At 47.7% G+C, this 16,912-nt stretch carries 17 protein-coding genes and 1 tRNA gene; 9 read left to right on the top strand and 9 right to left on the bottom strand.

From position 1 onward, the window contains the following. The first annotated feature begins 85 nt into the window (after positions 1-85). The 4 genes from CWI81_RS08765 to cysE all read left to right on the top strand — a co-directional run bounded on the left by CWI81_RS08765 (position 86) and on the right by cysE (position 3,047). Positions 86-712, top strand: a complete 627-nt coding sequence (locus CWI81_RS08765; protein ID WP_126784917.1) for a c-type cytochrome — start codon at positions 86-88, stop codon at positions 710-712. Positions 713-1,311: 599 nt separating this feature from the next. Next, the gene (yihI, locus tag CWI81_RS08760; protein WP_126784916.1) at positions 1,312-1,752 is read left to right on the top strand and encodes a Der GTPase-activating protein YihI; all 441 of its coding nucleotides are present in this window, start codon (positions 1,312-1,314) and stop codon (positions 1,750-1,752) included. Beyond that, entirely contained in the window at positions 1,752-2,201 is a 450-nt protein-coding gene (locus CWI81_RS08755) for a DUF2489 domain-containing protein (RefSeq protein ID WP_126784915.1), read from the top strand. Before yihI ends, CWI81_RS08755 begins: the two co-directional genes overlap by 1 nt. 15 nt (positions 2,202-2,216) lie before the next feature. Continuing rightward, positions 2,217-3,047: a serine O-acetyltransferase gene (cysE, locus tag CWI81_RS08750; protein ID WP_126784914.1), complete on the top strand. Its 831-nt coding sequence runs from the start codon at positions 2,217-2,219 to the stop codon at positions 3,045-3,047. Here the strand turns inward: cysE and CWI81_RS08745 are convergent. The 3 genes from CWI81_RS08745 to CWI81_RS08735 all read right to left on the bottom strand — a co-directional run bounded on the left by CWI81_RS08745 (position 3,031) and on the right by CWI81_RS08735 (position 5,692). Next, a complete protein-coding gene (locus CWI81_RS08745; RefSeq protein ID WP_126784913.1) occupies positions 3,031-4,602 on the bottom strand; it encodes a methyl-accepting chemotaxis protein in 1,572 nt (523 codons plus the stop codon). The two genes, cysE and CWI81_RS08745, sit on opposite strands and share 17 nt — an antisense overlap. A 154-nt stretch (positions 4,603-4,756) precedes the next feature. Beyond that, a complete protein-coding gene (locus CWI81_RS08740) occupies positions 4,757-4,963 on the bottom strand; it encodes a cold-shock protein (protein WP_006954095.1) in 207 nt (68 codons plus the stop codon). Between the two features lie 183 nt (positions 4,964-5,146). After that, a complete protein-coding gene (locus tag CWI81_RS08735; protein ID WP_126784912.1) occupies positions 5,147-5,692 on the bottom strand; it encodes a hydrolase in 546 nt (181 codons plus the stop codon). Between the two features lie 194 nt (positions 5,693-5,886). Here CWI81_RS08735 and purE point away from each other — a divergent pair, with 194 nt between their 5' ends. Both purE and CWI81_RS08725 read left to right on the top strand, forming a co-directional pair. Beyond that, on the top strand, positions 5,887-6,378 hold the full coding sequence (gene purE / locus CWI81_RS08730; protein WP_126784911.1) for a 5-(carboxyamino)imidazole ribonucleotide mutase: 492 nt from the start codon (positions 5,887-5,889) through the stop codon (positions 6,376-6,378). Next, positions 6,375-7,460 carry a 5-(carboxyamino)imidazole ribonucleotide synthase gene (locus CWI81_RS08725; protein ID WP_126784910.1) on the top strand — a complete coding sequence of 362 codons (1,086 nt, stop codon included), beginning with the start codon at positions 6,375-6,377 and terminating at the stop codon, positions 7,458-7,460. The genes purE and CWI81_RS08725 overlap by 4 nt, the downstream gene beginning before the upstream one ends. Positions 7,461-7,468: 8 nt before the next feature. On the opposite strand, the gene CWI81_RS08720 is transcribed toward CWI81_RS08725, so the two are convergent. The 3 genes from CWI81_RS08720 to CWI81_RS08710 are packed head-to-tail and all read right to left on the bottom strand — an operon-like array spanning position 7,469 to position 11,017. Next, a complete protein-coding gene (locus CWI81_RS08720; RefSeq protein ID WP_126784909.1) occupies positions 7,469-8,122 on the bottom strand; it encodes an alpha/beta hydrolase in 654 nt (217 codons plus the stop codon). A 28-nt stretch (positions 8,123-8,150) separates the two neighbouring features. Next, the gene (locus tag CWI81_RS08715) at positions 8,151-8,975 is read right to left on the bottom strand and encodes a prephenate dehydratase (RefSeq protein ID WP_126784908.1); all 825 of its coding nucleotides are present in this window, start codon (positions 8,973-8,975) and stop codon (positions 8,151-8,153) included. Beyond that, positions 8,975-11,017: a S9 family peptidase gene (locus tag CWI81_RS08710; RefSeq protein ID WP_126784907.1), complete on the bottom strand. Its 2,043-nt coding sequence runs from the start codon at positions 11,015-11,017 to the stop codon at positions 8,975-8,977. Before CWI81_RS08710 ends, CWI81_RS08715 begins: the two co-directional genes overlap by 1 nt. Before the next feature lie 121 nt (positions 11,018-11,138). On the opposite strand from CWI81_RS08710, the gene alr reads away from it, so the two are divergent. Further along, on the top strand, positions 11,139-12,257 hold the full coding sequence (gene alr, locus CWI81_RS08705; protein ID WP_241970403.1) for an alanine racemase: 1,119 nt from the start codon (positions 11,139-11,141) through the stop codon (positions 12,255-12,257). On the opposite strand, the gene CWI81_RS08700 is transcribed toward alr, so the two are convergent. Continuing rightward, complete coding sequence (locus CWI81_RS08700; protein ID WP_126784906.1) at positions 12,213-12,818, bottom strand: hypothetical protein; 606 nt, start codon at positions 12,816-12,818, stop codon at positions 12,213-12,215. The two genes, alr and CWI81_RS08700, sit on opposite strands and share 45 nt — an antisense overlap. A 114-nt stretch (positions 12,819-12,932) precedes the next feature. On the opposite strand from CWI81_RS08700, the gene CWI81_RS08695 reads away from it, so the two are divergent. Then, positions 12,933-14,291 (top strand): amidohydrolase family protein, encoded by a 1,359-nt coding sequence (locus CWI81_RS08695; RefSeq protein WP_126784905.1) that lies wholly within the window; start codon positions 12,933-12,935, stop codon positions 14,289-14,291. Between the two features lie 19 nt (positions 14,292-14,310). Here the strand turns inward: CWI81_RS08695 and CWI81_RS08690 are convergent, their stop codons facing one another. Next, positions 14,311-15,846, bottom strand: coding sequence for a leucyl aminopeptidase family protein (locus tag CWI81_RS08690; protein WP_126784904.1), 1,536 nt, complete (start codon positions 15,844-15,846; stop codon positions 14,311-14,313). A gap of 260 nt (positions 15,847-16,106) precedes the next feature. Here CWI81_RS08690 and CWI81_RS08685 point away from each other — a divergent pair. Continuing rightward, positions 16,107-16,183: transfer RNA gene (locus CWI81_RS08685), tRNA-Arg, on the top strand. 431 nt (positions 16,184-16,614) lie between these two features. Here the strand turns inward: CWI81_RS08685 and CWI81_RS08680 are convergent. After that, positions 16,615-16,911, bottom strand: coding sequence for a hypothetical protein (locus tag CWI81_RS08680; protein ID WP_198678664.1), 297 nt, complete (start codon positions 16,909-16,911; stop codon positions 16,615-16,617). Position 16,912: the final 1 nt, after the last annotated feature.

Below are 16,912 nucleotides of genomic sequence, written 5' to 3'. Positions count from 1 at the left end.
CACACGAGTTTTGTGTAAAATAGCAGACTGTTTATAGCGATGTATGTCGGCGACGCTCGCCACTAGAGATACAAGAGAAGCAAACATGAAAAAATTCGCGATTATTTTGGGATTATTTCTAGGATCAACCGGTGTGGCTTTAGCCCAGCAAGGCGATCCTGAAGCAGGTAAGAATAAGTCACAAGTTTGTGCGGCATGTCACGGACCGCAGGGAACGGCCCCTACTGATATGTACCCTCACCTTGCCGGTCAGCACGAAAAGTATCTGTATAAGCAGTTAATGGATTTTAAAACGGCATCAGAGACTGGCGGCGAAGAAGGTCGTAACAATGCGATTATGATGGGTCAGGTAGCCAGTTTGTCGAAACAAGATATGGCTGACTTAGCTGCGTTTTATGCCTCTCAGGATGAACCGAAGGGCGACACTGCTGAGGACGTGATTGCGAAAGGAGCAGACTTATATCGGCGCGGCAACCCGGAGAGTAAAGTCCCTTCTTGCGCAGGCTGTCATGGTCCGCGCGGTAACGGCATGGGATTAGCAGCATTCCCTGATATCTCAGGGCAATATCCAGCCTACGTTATTTCTCAGCTTAAGATGTTTCGCAGTGGCGAGCGAGCAAATGATCCAAACGGTATGATGCGTGGTGTTGCTGAAAAAATGACCGATGAAGAAATCGAGTTACTGTCAAAGTACTTACACGGTTTATACTAAAAAACTGATTTAATAGAGGGGCGGTTTTAACCGCCCTTTTTTAAGACCTAAAAACATAACAAAAAGCATAGAAATTATTAAACTATACGCTTTTACAACAAAAAGTAATAAAAAATCAGTTTTTTAGATCAATAAAATCATTGAATAAAAATCTCATTGCAGTAGTCTTTACAGCGTCTGCAGGGAAACCTTCATTTATAAGAAGGGCTTCAGGCTAAAAATAATAAGATCGTTGATTAAAAAGACGGCGTTGCTCGACACAAAAAAATAACAAGAGGTCGAGATTGATTATCGATAATTAAGAACAACAAAAAAATGTTCGATAATCCAGGGAGTGAAAATGCTTTTGGCTATGGATCTCCTTATTATATAATAAAAACAATAATAAAAGACCGGTTACGGAAGACCACAATAAAAACTCGGAAGCAGTGACAACCATTCTCATAGCTGCAGTGCGCTGCCAAATATGAGAGAGACAGGCGATGCAAATGCATCGCCTTTTTTCTTTTTAATCCCCATCATCTTCTCTTCACTCATTCACTGACGAATTATCCCGCAATGCGTTACAATAAGCATATTGCACATGATAAGGAGTGAGTATGACTCGCCAAAAGAAATCTAGAAAGCCGGGTCCACTAGCTCCCGGTAAAAAGCCTCGCGACGAAAAAACACCGGATAAAGCGGCTAAAGGCAAGCGAAAGGGCAAAGGGCATCAACCGGGACAACGGCACTCTGGTGGAAAATCGCATAGTGAGCAACAGGTTTCAGAAAAACAGGACCCACGCAAAGGCAGTCGTCGAAAAATTCCATTAGTGACTCCGCAGGGACAGAATACTCCCAGTGAAATCACACCCGCGGAAGAGCTCAAGCAATTAGAGCAAGATGTTCAACTACAAGCATTAGTCGAACGGTTTGAAGCGGGTGAGGAGCTGACCGTGGATGAACAGCGTTACCTGGATAAAAAGTCTGAGCGTTATGAACAATTAGCACAGCAACTGGGTATTGATATAGAAGACGACTTGGACGACGAGGAGTACTAATGTCAGCGACAATGTTATTAATAATTATTTTGGGTGTACTGATTATTGTTGGACTGGCGTTTTACGCTAGCAAACTATTACGCCGGTTAAAGCAGCAAAATCAGCTTCGTCGGGACTCGGTACAGAAGCGGGTAGACCGTATTGACGAGAGTATCATTACTATTGCTAAGGCAATGCAGCAAGAACAGTGCCCTTTCTCCGAAGGTTGTTTACGTATTGTTGTGCTGCTTGATCACCGTCCAGAAGCGGTGGAATATGATTACGCGAAAGACTATCCTGCAATGCATGAAATGTATGAAAAAATTAAACATATGCCAACTCATGAAAATAGAAAGAAGTTTCCTAAAAAGAAAATACGGGAAATGGATAAAGAACGAGAGGGCTACGAAGTTAGCATGAAAGACGCGATTCTTGCTGACGTTAACAAGCTCTTAAAGCAGTTCGGCTAGTGATAGAGAAAAATTATGGCCTTTTTTAGCGGTATGAGGGAAGACATTCGCAGCGTTTTTGAACGTGATCCGGCGGCCCGTAATGCGTTTGAAGTGTTGTTTAATTACCCAGGGTTGCACGCCATCTGGTTCCACCGAATAAGCCATAAACTTTGGTGTTGGCGGATGTATTGGTTAGCGCGGTTTTTATCGAACATTGCGAGATGGTTGACCGGTATCGAAATACATCCCGGTGCTAAAATAGGGCGCCGATTCTTTATTGACCACGGCATGGGTGTCGTTATCGGTGAAACTGCCGATATTGGTGACGACGTGACTTTGTATCACGGGGTTACTTTAGGCGGTACCAGCTGGGACAAAGGGAAACGTCACCCAACATTAAAAAATGGGGTGGTTATTGGTGCTGGGGCTAAAGTATTAGGCCCTGTTACCGTCGGTGAAGCCGCTAGAATAGGCTCAAATGCAGTTGTGGTTAGAGATGTTCCCGAAAAAGCTACGATGGTTGGCATTCCAGCTCGAGTGGCGAAATCAGATATAGACAAAGAAACTTCAGAGCGTCGTAAGAAAATGGCTAAAGCTTATGGCTTTGATGCCTATGCCATTGCTGCAGATAACCCGGATCCGGTTGCTACAGCAATCGGTCGAATGCTTGATCATGTCGACGTGTTGGATCAAAAAGTCTCTGATTTGTGCCAGGCAGTCAACAAGCTGGGTGGTGATGTTTGCGGTGAAATTCCAAAAGTTGATGTAGAAGATGTGGAATTCTTAGAGGAAACAGCGCGCGCCGCAGAGCGACGCGAATCTCATCAAAGCGACGGTAAGATAAACACTAATTCTTCAGATTAAAGCGCTCTATTAATTCATAGAGCTCCTTCACAGTCTTCTCTAGCTCTTGGCTAGAGGATTCTGTGTCTTCAGAGGTCCTCTGGGTTTGTCGGCCAATGTCCGAAATTTCGGTGACCTGCTCACTAATATGCTCAGCCACACCACTTTGCTCTTCTACGGCTGATGCCATCTGCGTCGACATTGCTGCAATTTGCTCAATAGCCTCGGCAATTTCACCTAACGCCTCGTCGGCTTTACGAACTTTCTCAACGCCGTCTGCTGCCGCAGATTCTCCCTGCTTAGAAACTTCTACGGCATCTTTTGCACGCTCGCGTAACTGGGCGATGACTTGGTGAATGCTGTCCGTTGAGTCGGTAGTCCGAGAGGCTAAGTTTCGGACTTCATCGGCAACAACTGAGAATCCCCGACCATGCTCGCCCGCACGTGCAGCCTCGATGGCGGCGTTTAGAGCCAGCAAATTAGTTTGGTCAGCTATCGATGAGATAAGATCAGCGGCCTCGCCAATCGCACCTGTCGATTCGTCCAGAGCTTGAACGGTAGTCGCTATTTGCTCTACTGCTTTATGTAAGTCGATGATAACGCTGCTGGCGTCACGTGCCAGAGCGACACTGCGCTCAACATTTTGTCGGGCAAAGTCAGCCTGTTCAGCATTCTTTTCAACGGTGCCAGCGACTTCTTGAATGGCCGTAGCCATTTGGTTCATTGCTGTAGCAGTTTGGTCGGTCGCAGCTGTTTGACGTCCGACTTGTTCGTGACTGTTACGAGCTTGCTGACGAGTATCTTCTGCCACTGAGAGAATGCCGGCAACGGCGTCTTTGATGCGAGTTAGCGCGGTATAATTTCGAGCCGCTTCACTGTGCAGTAACATGGCCAGCCTGGCTTCGCGGCCATGCGTCGGAAAGTAGGTCATACCGACCAATTCGGAATCGAAAGCCTCTGGCCGGCTATCTAGAAGGCGTTGCATCATGGAGCTGATGTAGTGGCGGTAAAAGCCCGCAGAAACCAGCGTCGCTGCCAGTGAAATTGTCGCTGCTGTACCACCGGATACCGCCCACAGCGCTGCTGTAGATAATAAGCCAGGTATTATCACCGGTGACAGGTTCTTAATTGAAAACCACAGGCGCTTAATTGTTGGGAGCGGTTGCTTACCGCTATTTAACCGTGCATAGACGGCCATTGCCCGCTCTTTTCGTTCATCCGTGGTGGGGACTCTGACTGACTCAAAGCCCTTTGGCTTACCGTTTTCCATTATCGGGGTGACATACGCACTAACCCAGTAATGGTCGCCGTTTTTACTGCGGTTTTTAACAAGCCCCATCCAGGGCTTGCCCCGTTTGATGGTCTTCCACATATTCTCGAATACAGGAGCGGGCACGTCAGGATGACGCAGAATGTTGTGGGGGGCGCCAATTAACTCTTGCTCGGTATAGCCACTGATATCCACAAAGTCTTGGTTGCAGTGAGTAATGACCCCTTTTAAATCGGTTGATGAGACCAACCGGTAATGCGCGGGAATGTGTTTTTCTTTCTGGGTTACGGGCCCGTTATCTCTCATAATTTTATAACTTAGCTGAGTAGCATTGCTGCGTTGATTTGTATCAATAAAGCTATTATCGGCTAAAACCCTACTAAATTTAAGTGTATTTCACATAAAAAAACGCCGCTCTGAAACCAGAACGGCGTTTTTAAGAATTCTTTAAACGCGTTGCTTACATAGGAACGACGTTTTCAGCCTGAGGACCTTTAGGACCTTGTGCTACGGTGAAAGAAACTTGCTGGCCTTCAGCCAAAGTTTTGAAACCGTCTGCTTGGATAGCGCTGAAATGAACGAAAACGTCCGCGCCATTTTCTTGCTCGATGAAACCGAAGCCTTTCGCTTCGTTAAAGAATTTTACTTTACCAGTCGTAGTAGACATGCTGATATTTCCTCGTAGTGCATGTTAAAAATCAATTGCTCAGAAACTTAGGTATTACTTGGACTTACAAAACGAGGTACAGCAAAAAGGAGGACTTCGTACACAAATCTCAAATCAATAGCCGAATTTTCTCAGCACCTCCGAGTATATACACTACAAAAGCTCTGTCAATGAAAAGCCAAATTATTTCAGCCAGTTTCGACTTATATGCCGAAATGTGTCGGTACCAGACTTCTCTAACCACTCAAAAGCAGCCATTTCAGAAGTAATAATATGCACACCATTATTACGTAAACGCTCTATTGCGGTTTCTTTGTCGTTGGGGCGACGAGAGCCCACACAGTCTGAAGGTAAGAAAACTTGATAGCCCTCTGCTTTCATTTCCATGGCTGTTTGCATGACACAAACATGGGTTTCCATACCCATCACTACCACTTGGTTTTTATTATATTCGCTGAGTACTTCTCGAAAACTCTCTTCTTTCATCGCACTAAAGTGGGTCTTTTCGACCACTCTTGCAGATTCGATTATTTCCTGCAGATTGGGCACTGTGTAGCCAAGCCCCTTCGGGTTTTGCTCAGTTATAAGTACAGGTAGACTCAGTTGTAGAGCTATTTCCGATAGCCAGCGCATGCGAGAGGTAACGTTGTCGCGTTGATGGATGGCCGGTAATAACTTCTCTTGCGCGTCAACAATCAGCAGTAATGAATTTTCTGCGGATAAAAGCATAGTAAGGCCTCTAAAAGACAAATCAACAGATTAAAACCATACCTTAAAATAATCTCATTGCCACCCTCCATTGGTCTAAATTGCTACCAACAGATGACCAAAAAAGCTGCGATTTATTTGCAGTTTTGGCCCGCGATGGCTACAATTCCGTGCTTTTCAAGTGGTTGAAATCTACCCAATCAAAAAGGTGTTCCATGGCTTCCGTTCTAATTCTTATGGGCTCTCAGTCTGACTGGCCAACAATGCAAAAAGCAGCATTAATGCTCGATGACCTCGGCGTCGACTGGCAGGCAAAAGTGGCTTCTGCTCATCGTACGCCCGACTTATTAAAGTCGCACATGGAGCAGGCAGAAATTGACGATGTCAAAGTTGTGATAGCGGGAGCCGGTGGTGCAGCGCACTTACCCGGAATGTTAGCGGCGCATACGGCAATCCCTGTGCTTGGTGTTCCGGTAGCCAGTAAGCAGTTAAAAGGTATGGATAGTCTACTATCTATCGTTCAAATGCCTAAAGGTGTTGCTGTGGGTACCCTGGCAATTGGCGACGCTGGAGCAGCTAACGCCGGGTTGTTGGCCGCTCAGATAATTGGTTCTTTCGATGCAACCGTGCGCGAGCGGGTGATACAGTTTCGTCAGCAACAGCGCGATAAAGTAATGGCCAATGCGGATCTGGAGCTGCCTAAATGAATATACTGATTCTGGGTAACGGACAGTTGGGGCAAATGCTGGGTAAAGCTGTTATCCAGCAGGGACATCAATGTGTGCTCTACAGTGATCGCGAACATAAAGTGATGGCGCTTGGCAGTCAGCAGGCGTTAAGCCTGTCGTTAGACGAAGCCAAAAATTGGGCTGATGTCGTGACCTGGGAGCATGAACACCTTGCTGATGACCTTGTTAGCCGGACCCAGGACAAATTCTTATTGAAAGCCGAGCGATTTAAACAGTTAACTGACCGTCGTTCGCAAAAAGCATTGTGTGACGAGCTTGGTATACCGACATCCCCTTGGCAGGCGTTTGAGGATGCAGAGCAATTGCAGCAAATCCTGGAAAACACCGAAAAACCGGTTGTTATTAAGTCAGCTCGGGGCGGTTATGACGGTAAAGGTCAGTGGCGTTGGAAGCCAGGACAAGATATTTCGCCGCTGGCGATGGATGCGGGACAGCGGGCAGGTATCGTTGAAGACATGATCGCGTTTACTCACGAGGTATCTGTTGTTGCTGCCCGCGATCATCACGGCGAACAGCGTGGCTATCCTTTGACGGTCAATGTCCATCAGGACGGAATTTTAGCCTATAGCATGGCCGGTGCTCAGCAGTTTTCGGAAGCTTTAGAACAACAAGCGCAGGAATATCATCAGAAGCTAACCGACCACATTGATTACATTGGCGTTTTAGCTATCGAGTTTTTTGTGGTGGGTGATGGAGATAATCAGCAATTGTTGGTTAATGAAATTGCACCCAGAGTCCATAACTCTGGACACTGGACGATGAGCGGTGCCAACTGTGACCAGTTCAATTTGCATATTCGTTGTATTACCGGGTTACCGCTACCGGACTTTTTAGTAGCGCCGACACTGATGATTAATGCGATCGGTGTTGATGGCTTGCCAGAAGTCCTTTGGGAGGCGTCGGCAGCTGATTGTCATTGGTATGGTAAAGACCCCCGACCGGGCCGCAAAGTCGGGCATGTAAACTTTATGATCGATACCTTTGAGCGGGGCGAGAAGCTCGCTTCACAATGGTGTAACGAGCTTCAGGTATTGGCGTAGCGGGTAATCTAGTTGAACCGTGCCGCCAGCCACTGCTTCATATCCTGTACCTGCTCCAGACACAACGAATGTGGCATGGGGTAGGTCTGATAAGTCATCGGATAGCCGCGGCTTTTTAGCTCGTCTGCGGCTTTACGGCCCAATGCTTCCGGTACAACCGGATCTTGGGTGCCGTGCTGGACCAATACCGGCAACGCCTTATTCGCGTCACTTGGCTGTATATCGTTGGCCGTTGCAAAGTAAGTCGAATGGGCCATTAAGCCACCCAATGCTTTAGGGTAGGTTAATGCCGCTTCGTAGCCGACCGCGCCACCTTGCGAAAAACCAGCAATAATAATACGGCGACTATCAATTCCTGCCGCTATTTGTTGATCAATTAATGCATGCACCTGTTGCGCAGACTCTCTTAGCTGCTTGCTGTCTATCGTACGATCGATACTAATGTCAGTAATATCGTACCAGGCAGGCATGACCATGCCCTGATTAATTGTCACCGGTAGTTGCGGAGCGTTAGGAAACAAAAAGCGCAGGTTGGCATTGTCAAACTGCAAATGTTCAGTCATCGGAACAAAATCATTACCCGATGCGCCAAGTCCGTGTAGCCAGATAATTACTGCGTCGGCCGGTTGGTTTGGCTCATGCTTTATAACGTCCAGTGACATGTACTCTCCTGTTTTTAAAAGTATCGGGTTAAGCAGCTTGGTAACTGCCCAACCAGCGTAAATGGTTTAATTTAGCAAGCTGCTCCAGGGCTTCTTGCACGTGAGGCTGTTGAATATGGCCATCAAAATCAATGAAAAAGTGGTACTGACCAAAACCGCCGCCGGTTGGCCGCGAAACAATTGATGTTAAGTTTATGGCTCGCCGCGCAAAAACCGACAAACTATCCACCAACAGTCCTGGATGGTCGTTGTCATCAATCAACAGCACACTGCTCTTCCAACGTCTGTTGGGGTCGTATGCAGGGGCCAAATTATTTGCTGATAATACCACAAAGCGAGTTTCGTTATGCGCGATGTCGGCCGCTCGTGAGCTTAATAAAGTTAGTTGATCAGGACATTGTATATGGCTTGGCACAAGCGCAGCAGAGGGTTCCGATGTCCCCAGTAGGCTGTTTAGCGATTCACTATTGCTACTGGTATGGGTTACAGGTAATGCCAGCTGCTGGAGTGCCTTTCGACACTGACCGGCAGCCACGAACTGTGCATAAATTGACCTTGGCTTGGGGTGATTGGTTAGAATCTGAAACTCTACCGGTAGGGTTAATTCGGCAATAATGTGCAGCGATTTATGCACCAACGAGTCAACCACTGGCGAGACAAAGCCTTCACTGAGGTTCTCTATCGGTGTAAGCCCCAGCTGTGACTCATTGACGGCCTCGATAACGGCCGGCAACGAGTCCTGTATGTTAATCGTTAAATCCAGAGACTGCTGCTTTAACCAAGTCTGCGCGGCAAGCTCCGAGAACGTGCCGGCAGGCCCCAAAGTAACGAGTTGAGATTCCGTCACCTGCATTAGTCTTGTTTATACTTAGCAAACCACGCCAGCGCGTGTTCAATTTTAGCAATCATATTAGACGGCCGCGCAGTCACGCCATGAGAGGCGCCGGGCACTCTTACCATAGCGGTGTCTACCTGTTGCAATTGAAGCGCCTGATAAAATTGTTCGGTTTCTGAGATTGGTGTGCGCCGATCATCTTCGCCGGTAAATAACAGCACAGGGGTTTTAACATTGCCGACTAGTGATAGCGGCGAACGCTCCCAATAGTGCTCTATCTCTTCCCAGGGCATGCCAGGGAACTGGTTATGAATTTGTCCTACCGAGCTATCCGCAGTAAGCACCTTGCTGACCCAGTTGATCACCGGATTAGTGGCGGCCGCTGCGTTAAATCGATCGGTCATACCAACGGCATAGGCGGTGGCGATGCCACCTGCCGAGCCACCCGCAATAAATAGGTTGTTACTGTCGATAAAGCCTTTGTCGATAAGTGCATCAACACCACTCATGTGATCAGCAAAATCGTACGGAGAGGAATAGTTGCCATCGAGTAGCATGGCAAAATCTTTGCCGTACGAGGTGCTGCCGCGGTGGTTAACATACAATACAACGTAGCCTTCGGCTGCGTAACGCTGGTGCTCGGCAGCAAAGTGCGGACCATAAGATAGGTGAGGCCCGCCGTGGATTTCCAGTAGTAAAGGATACTCTTTACTGCTATCGAATCCCGGAGGCGTAATATACCAGCCTTGAATCGGCTCTCCGTCGTAACGAGATTCAAATTCAATTTCGTGAACTTCACCCAATTCGCGATAGCCGAGTAAATCTTCGTTCAGCGCGGTTAACGCTGTGAGCTCAGCGTTTGGATTGATGAAACCAACGTCCGCAGGTCGATAAGCGCTGCCCTGGGTATAAGCAATAGCACCATTTTCGGCGGCGCTAAATGAGCCCATGGTGTAAGGGCGGCTAACATAAGTTCCACCGACATCGTCGGTAAGACGGGTCATCTGGTCGTCAAGAGAAACCGACGCAATCACGTTTTTACCACGGTCTGCAAATTGTACTGCAATACTCTCTTGCCCTGTCCACTGCGGATTACTGAATGAACGGTCTAACTCTGTTTGCAGTTGTTGGCTGTCTTGGCTGTCCCAATCCATAACCCACAGCTGACTTTTATGATATGGCACCGGCTCGTTACCGCTATGTAAGTAGGTCAGCCGCTCGCCATTAGGCGAAAACTGAGCCGAATGCTCCTGCCCAGGGATATCAGTGACTTGGCTTAGCTTCTTATCATTGACAGACACCGAATAAAGATCGCTTTCATTAACTTGATACGCCCAATCTTCATTGCGATTAGCTGAAAATACGATGCTACTGTCGTCGGCTGTCCAGGTTAGTGGACCGCGGTGGCTGTAAGGTCCTTCCGTCAACTGCCGGGCTGTACCACCCAGTGCTGGCACGGTGAAAACCTGTTGGTGGGCGGGATCTAAAATACCTTTGCCATCCCGTTGGTAATAAGTTTCTTCGACGATGACCGGGTTGCCGGACCATTCTGCGCCTTCAGGTTTGCTCGGCATTTTTACTGATTTGGCGAAATCAGTCGGCGGTGCTTTTACTGACATCATGAAGGCAATCGTTGAGTCATCGTTTGACCAGCTTAAACTCGAAGGCGATTCATGCACCTGCGACACTTTGGCGACTTTCTGCTGTTCCACCCAATAAACATGAATTTGGTTTTTCTCGTTTCGGTTTGAGGTAAAAGCCAGTCGACCACTGTCATTGGACCAACTGAGGTTGCCGTAGCTATGGCCATCGTCAAAAATGGGTAAAGCTTCACCGGTGTCGGTCTCAATCAGCCATAATGAACCACGCGTAGAATCTTTCATATCGTCAAAACTGGTTCTGATGTAAGCGATGTATTTACCGTCCGGGGAGATGGTTACCTGGTTGGCGTATTCAAGCTGAAAAATATCTTCGGCTTTAAATGTTTCTGCCTCGGCAGCAGTATAGGGACTGGCAAGCAAGCTAATGCCGACAGCCAGTGCGGACGCTTTTAACCACATAACGATTTCCTCAAATTATTAATTATTTAAACTGAATATGGCTTAACGTTACTGAAGCCTCTAACGAAGTGCAAAGACTTCCGTTAAACTCGAGGAAAAATAGGATAAACTCGCTGCTAACATGAGTAATAACAAACCGCCCATGAATTATCGCAAAACACGCGCTGAGATAAATACAGCCGCTTTAAAACATAACCTTCGTTGGGTTCGAGCCGCCAGTGGCTCCGCGTCAATACTGGGCGTGGTTAAAGCTGATGGTTATGGTCATGGCATAAAGCCCGTCTGTGATGCACTTGAGCACGAGGTTGACGCATTTGCAGTTGGATTTACCGACGAGGCGTTAGCGCTTCGGGCTGCTTGCCCTGCGTCGAAGCACTCAGTACTCATTCTGGAAGGCTGCCAGACTGCGGAAGAACTAAAGTTATGTGTTGATAAAAACTTCAGTACGGTGGTGCACTGTCTGCAGCAGTTAGAGCTACTAGAGCAGGCATCGTTAAAGCAGCCGCTGGATATTTGGCTGAAAATTGATACCGGTATGCATCGGTTAGGCATTGCGACCGATCAAGCAGACTTATTTGTGAAACGGCTGGAAGCTTCATCGAATGTGGCCAGTGTGACGTTAATGTCGCATTTAGCGAATGCTGACACAGGGTTACCACTTAACCACTTTCAGCGGCAGCAATACGAAGCCATCAAGCGGACTTATCCTGAGCACCGTCGTTCGTTGCACAATTCTGCTGCGTTGTTAAATCCGCAGCTGCGTGGTGAGCCAGAGTCTAAGGACTGGGTCCGCAGCGGGTTGTTAATGTATGGCGTAAATCCTTCGGAGTTGACTGAAATTCAGAAGGAATTAATTCCTGTAATGTCGCTAAAAGCGCCGATTATCGCTATACATGATCTGAAAAAAGGTGATTCGGTCGGCTATGGCAGCCAGTGGACAGCCGCCGCCGATACCCGCATAGCTACAGTGGCAATCGGTTATGCGGACGGTTACCCAAGGCAATGTATGAATGGCACGCCAACCTTTGTTAACGGTCAGAGAGCCTCACTGGTGGGGCGAGTTTCGATGGATATGATCACCATTGATATCACTCATATTGATGACGTTGCGATGGGGGATGATGTTGAGCTTTGGGGCGAAAACATCGATGTCCGCGAAGTTGCTCGCTGCGCGGACACCATTTCCTGGCACCTGCTAACGGGAACCAGTGTCCGAGTCCCTCGGGTCGTCAAAGGTTAGTTGTTCCAGCTCCTCAAGGTGCGAACTAACTGCTGCCAGTGTTTTTTCTGGAAACGTTTGGTCGAGCAAAGGGCCAATAAACATACCTATGAACGCAGCAGCAGTTGGGTCTTTTTCAATTTGCTTTTTATACGATAACTGACTGCTTGCGACCATTATAATCCCGTAGTGCAAGGCCAGAGTTTCTAAATCTGAATAACCATGGTCTTGTGCAATCTCTAACGCTATATGATTGTCGTCTTCGTCGAAACTGTTTAAAAAGCCCTGCTCAAAACCCTCCACCGACATTAAATTAAAGAAGTCGTCACGGAACTGTTCCTCATTATATTTTTCAGCATATTCTTCAGCCTCGTACTCATCGTATTCGTCGTATTCGTCGTATTCGTCGTATTCCCACTGGTCTTCTGTTTCGGACGATTTAATATTCTCGCCGTAGGCTTTAAAAGCGGCTATGGTCTTAAAGAACCGCTGCACGTCATTTTCATTGATAAGGTATTGCTCGCTGGCCACGGCTGAATAACAACTCAGCGCCATGACCAGACCTATTAAGAACCGCTTCATTTTATATCTCCAGTGCTGAATAAAGTTGAAAAGCTTAGTTGCGAAACTGACCCTTGTCGCCGACACTGAACGTATTGGTTAGTCTGTTAATTAGGACAGTGAGAGGGGTTATTAATGAGTCCGGGACGTGGTTTATTCATTTTTTTAATGGCCGCACTAGTTAGTGCATGTCAGCAAGCCCAAACTTCGACAACAACAGATGTTGATGCCGACATGGCGGTGATTAATGCCAATATTGTCACTTTTAATGGCCGCGAGGGGCAGTTGCTCAGTCAACGTGCCGTGTTAATTAAAGACGACGAAATTAGCCAGGTAGTACCAATGGCGTTAGCTGAAAATTTACCAGAATCTGTGCGCCTGGTGGACGCAAATGATGGCTACGTACTGGCCGGCTTTACAGAAATGCACGGTCATGTGCCGCCGGCGACCGACTTTGGTCAGCTTCCGAAGCGCTATGCGGACGACATGCTGTTTTTGTACCTGGCTAACGGCGTGACAACGGTCAGAGGAATGTTGGGCTACCCGCATCAACTGCAACTAAAACGCGATATTGAGGCGGGAGAGAGAACCGGGCCAACCCTCTACTTAGCCGGCCCCAGTTTTAATGGTAATACGGTTGAATCAGTGGAGCAGGCAACAAGCCGTGTTATTGAACAGCGCCAACAAGGCTGGGATTTGCTGAAGATTCATCCGGGATTAACGCTGCAAGAATACCGGGCGTTAGCCGAAACGGCGCGAGAGCATAATATGGATTTTGCCGGTCATGTGCCTAAGGATGTTGGCTTAGAGGTGGCCTTACAAGAGGGTCAGCGAACGATCGACCACATGGACGGTTACCTGGAGTACGTTGATGCGATAGACCGGCCAATTACAGAACAAGAGTTGCAAGAATTAGTCGACTTAACGCTAGAGTATGACGTGGGAGTGGTACCTACCCAGGCCTTATGGTCGACCTTAATTGGCGCGGAAGATCCGGAGTCGCTAGCAAAATACCCGGAGCTGGATTTGGTGCCGGAATCGGTGCGTGATGGCTGGGTAAACTATTACCAGCAGCCGAGCATGGGATACTTTAACCAAGATAACGCCATAGTTCAGCAGGACAACCGGCAGCAGTTATTAAAAGCGCTGCACGATGCTGGCGCGAAGATAATTTTTGGCACCGATGCGCCGCAGCTGTTCAGCGTGCCCGGCTTTTCAATCCACCACGAGATACGCAAAATGCGGGAAGCCGGAATTCCGCTAGCGGATATCTATTACTATGCGACCGCAGCCGCGGGCAACTATTTTGAGGATAACGACCAGTTTGGACAAATTAGTAAAGGTCAGCGGGCGGACTTTATGGTGCTTAAAAACAATCCACTGCAATCGGCTGATGCTTTAAAAACGATACAGGGCGTGATGGCTCGTGGAGAATGGCTGGCCAAGCAGGAAATTGATCGTAAGTTAGAGGAAATACGCGCGGCTTATCAGTAAACCGCGCGCAAATGGTACTTTATTGATCGAGTTGCAGTACCCACTCAGTTAATAAGCGTACACCAAAGCCTGTCGGCCCGGCCGGGTGAATGCCTGTCGGGCTGCTAACCATGGCATCGGCAGCCATATCAATATGAACCCACGGCGTATCACCGGCAAAGTGTTTCAGGAACGCTGCACCTGCCTGAGTCCCGGGTGAGCCAATATTGCGAATATCGGCTAATGGACTGTCGATGATCCCAGGGTAGCCTTCTAACGGCAATTCCCAGACTTTTTCACCGGTGATATTACCGGCTTCTTTAATTGTAGTGCGCAGTTCATTATCGGATGCGAACATAGCGGCATAACCAGTTCCTAAAGCACCCACTTTAGAGCCCGTCAGTGTTGCAATATTAGCGATGGCACGAGGTGCAAATTTATCATTTGCGTACCAGTTTCCGTCGCCAAGGATTAAGCGCCCCTCGGCGTCGGTGTTGGCAATTTCAACCAAAGTACCGTCACCGGCCTTAACCACGTCGCCGGGAAGAGTGGCACTGCCAGAAATTAAGTTATGTGACAGTGGAGCAACAGCAACAACGTTAACCGGTGCTTTTTGTGCAGCCAGAGCCATAACTGAGCCAATGACTGCGCCTGCGCCCGCTTTATCGGTTTGCATGCGTAGAATTGATGATGAGCTGGTTTTTAGGTTATAGCCGCCGGTATCAAAGGTATTACCCTTGCCGACCAAAGCAATAGGGGTTTCATCAGAGCCTTTGTAGTGTGCGACCAGCAAATACGAACCATGTTGGCTACCCTGGCTAACGCTGGTTAAAAGTCCCATGCCCATTTCTTTTACCTGGGCGGGTGTCACGACAGTTACGTCTATGTCTAAATCTTTCATTGCTGCCTGAGCGAGTTTAACAATGGCTTCTGGATAACCGTCGCTGCCGGGAAGGGCTGTTATGTCACGAGCGACGAACACACCTTCGGCAATGCCTCGGGTTATCGCGTATTGCTTTTCGGCACTCTTAGGACTTTTCACCAGCCAGTGGTATTGTGTTGCAGGGCGTGCTTTTGGCTCTGATTGATAACGATCAAAGCGGTAATTCCTTAAATCGATACCGTGGGCGACATTAGCGGCAACCTCAGCGGCAATACCCGGGTTAGACATTAAGCGGGCATCAAAAACCACCTCATCAAGCTCAGGCTTTAAAGCAGCAGCAATAGCGGCCCCTATCTTTTCTGCCTCGAAACGAGAAAGCTCTGCTGGGTTACCAACGCCCGCCAGCAACAAATGGTTTGCCTTTGTTCCTTCGGGGGCAATAATCGAAGTTAACTGATCTGCCTTACCGTCGAACTCTTCGATTGAAGCCGCTCGGGCTACAGCTTTTCGTGCGTCAGCTGACCATTCAGGGCTAGAAATTGCTGAGTCTTCCGGGACAAAAATAACACGCATCTCGGCGGTTTTATCCTGGTCCGAAAAGACCGTGCTGGTATCTAAGTAATCACTGGCCACAGCAGGATAAGCGAGCGCTGATGACACAGCAACGGCGCTAATGAGTTGTTTTATAGACATAATACTTCCTTTTTTGAATTAATGCTGCTTACTATAAAGGGATGAGAGACAGAAGGGCAAAAGTTTAAGGTCAATCCAGAAAAAACTGCGACCAATTCAAGTTGCCGCAAACGCTGGACAGGTGGGGTCAGTATCCCTATAATGCCCTCGCTTTCCCAAAGCATGTGCACCCGTAGCTCAGCTGGATAGAGCGCTGCCCTCCGGAGGTAAAGGTCGGACGGCAAAATGGGTTCGAAAGTAAAGGTCAAAAATTAGTAAATGCGCCCGTAGCTCAGCTGGATAGAGCGCTGCCCTCCGGAGGCAGAGGCCGCAGGTTCGAATCCTGCCGGGCGCGCCATTAAAGGCTTTCAGCACACTTTCCCTTACGATTTCTATTGTTTTCCTGATGTTGAGTTGAAGTCACCCTCAAAACGCTAATGACCTTTGCTCAAAACCGCTCAAATTCCTCAAAAAACAGTCCGTGACACATGCGTGACAAATCCGTGACAAAAAATTTTAATTGAATTTTCGAACCGGGTTATTTTGACCTTTACCCTAAAAACGCTATCGGCAGAAATTGGGCCAAGTTTTAGTCTAAAAAAGAAGAGAGCCACCAATCGTATTTGTCCGCTTAGTGCCAACAGCGGACATTCAGTAACGCCCGCAACAGCGGGAAATTGGGAGCGCAGCGATTGATTTTTCCGACCGTTTGCGCTTGTTAGAATTGCGAACTAATTCAATGTAATAAACTCTGTTTTTGCTTTTACTCGACACTAGTGAAGATCGTTTTCATGTCTTATTATTGAGTCTGCATAGCTTCTCAAATGATATGCATTTTTTTCTTTCTAAAAAGTTGGTTTCTTCAGCTTCCTCAGGAAGCATATATAAAACATCTAAAGGTAACATGCTTCCCGCAGCTCTTATTTCTAACTTGAGCTGAGATAAGGCACTCCCTGAGGGCCCAATTATGAGAATATCAAAGTCCCTACCGACACCAATAAGAGATGACCCAAACATGTAAGCCTGAAACTCAGATAAAGATGGGCAAGACATCAATATGTGTTTTGCTACTTCAGGCGCTTTCATT

The organism is Idiomarina seosinensis (genome assembly GCF_003987275.1).
In the GTDB taxonomy this organism is placed as follows: domain Bacteria; phylum Pseudomonadota; class Gammaproteobacteria; order Enterobacterales; family Alteromonadaceae; genus Idiomarina; species Idiomarina seosinensis.
Note: the sequence above shows the minus strand (reverse complement) of the source record. Positions and strands in the feature narration are given on the sequence as shown.

Bases quoted from the DNA above. Each gene is read 5' to 3' on its own strand.
- CWI81_RS08765 (WP_126784917.1), top strand. From the start codon at position 86: ATGAAAAAATTCGCGATTATTTTGGGATTATTTCTAGGATCAACCGGT.
- yihI (WP_126784916.1), top strand. From the start codon at position 1,312: ATGACTCGCCAAAAGAAATCTAGAAAGCCGGGTCCACTAGCTCCCGGT.
- CWI81_RS08755 (WP_126784915.1), top strand. From the start codon at position 1,752: ATGTCAGCGACAATGTTATTAATAATTATTTTGGGTGTACTGATTATT.
- cysE (WP_126784914.1), top strand. From the start codon at position 2,217: ATGGCCTTTTTTAGCGGTATGAGGGAAGACATTCGCAGCGTTTTTGAA.
- CWI81_RS08745 (WP_126784913.1), bottom strand. From the start codon at position 4,602: ATGAGAGATAACGGGCCCGTAACCCAGAAAGAAAAACACATTCCCGCG.
- CWI81_RS08740 (WP_006954095.1), bottom strand. From the start codon at position 4,963: ATGTCTACTACGACTGGTAAAGTAAAATTCTTTAACGAAGCGAAAGGC.
- CWI81_RS08735 (WP_126784912.1), bottom strand. From the start codon at position 5,692: ATGCTTTTATCCGCAGAAAATTCATTACTGCTGATTGTTGACGCGCAA.
- purE (WP_126784911.1), top strand. From the start codon at position 5,887: ATGGCTTCCGTTCTAATTCTTATGGGCTCTCAGTCTGACTGGCCAACA.
- CWI81_RS08725 (WP_126784910.1), top strand. From the start codon at position 6,375: ATGAATATACTGATTCTGGGTAACGGACAGTTGGGGCAAATGCTGGGT.
- CWI81_RS08720 (WP_126784909.1), bottom strand. From the start codon at position 8,122: ATGTCACTGGACGTTATAAAGCATGAGCCAAACCAACCGGCCGACGCA.
- CWI81_RS08715 (WP_126784908.1), bottom strand. From the start codon at position 8,975: ATGCAGGTGACGGAATCTCAACTCGTTACTTTGGGGCCTGCCGGCACG.
- CWI81_RS08710 (WP_126784907.1), bottom strand. From the start codon at position 11,017: ATGTGGTTAAAAGCGTCCGCACTGGCTGTCGGCATTAGCTTGCTTGCC.
- alr (WP_241970403.1), top strand. From the start codon at position 11,139: ATGAGTAATAACAAACCGCCCATGAATTATCGCAAAACACGCGCTGAG.
- CWI81_RS08700 (WP_126784906.1), bottom strand. From the start codon at position 12,818: ATGAAGCGGTTCTTAATAGGTCTGGTCATGGCGCTGAGTTGTTATTCA.
- CWI81_RS08695 (WP_126784905.1), top strand. From the start codon at position 12,933: ATGAGTCCGGGACGTGGTTTATTCATTTTTTTAATGGCCGCACTAGTT.
- CWI81_RS08690 (WP_126784904.1), bottom strand. From the start codon at position 15,846: ATGTCTATAAAACAACTCATTAGCGCCGTTGCTGTGTCATCAGCGCTC.
- CWI81_RS08680 (WP_198678664.1), bottom strand. From the start codon at position 16,911: ATGAAAGCGCCTGAAGTAGCAAAACACATATTGATGTCTTGCCCATCT.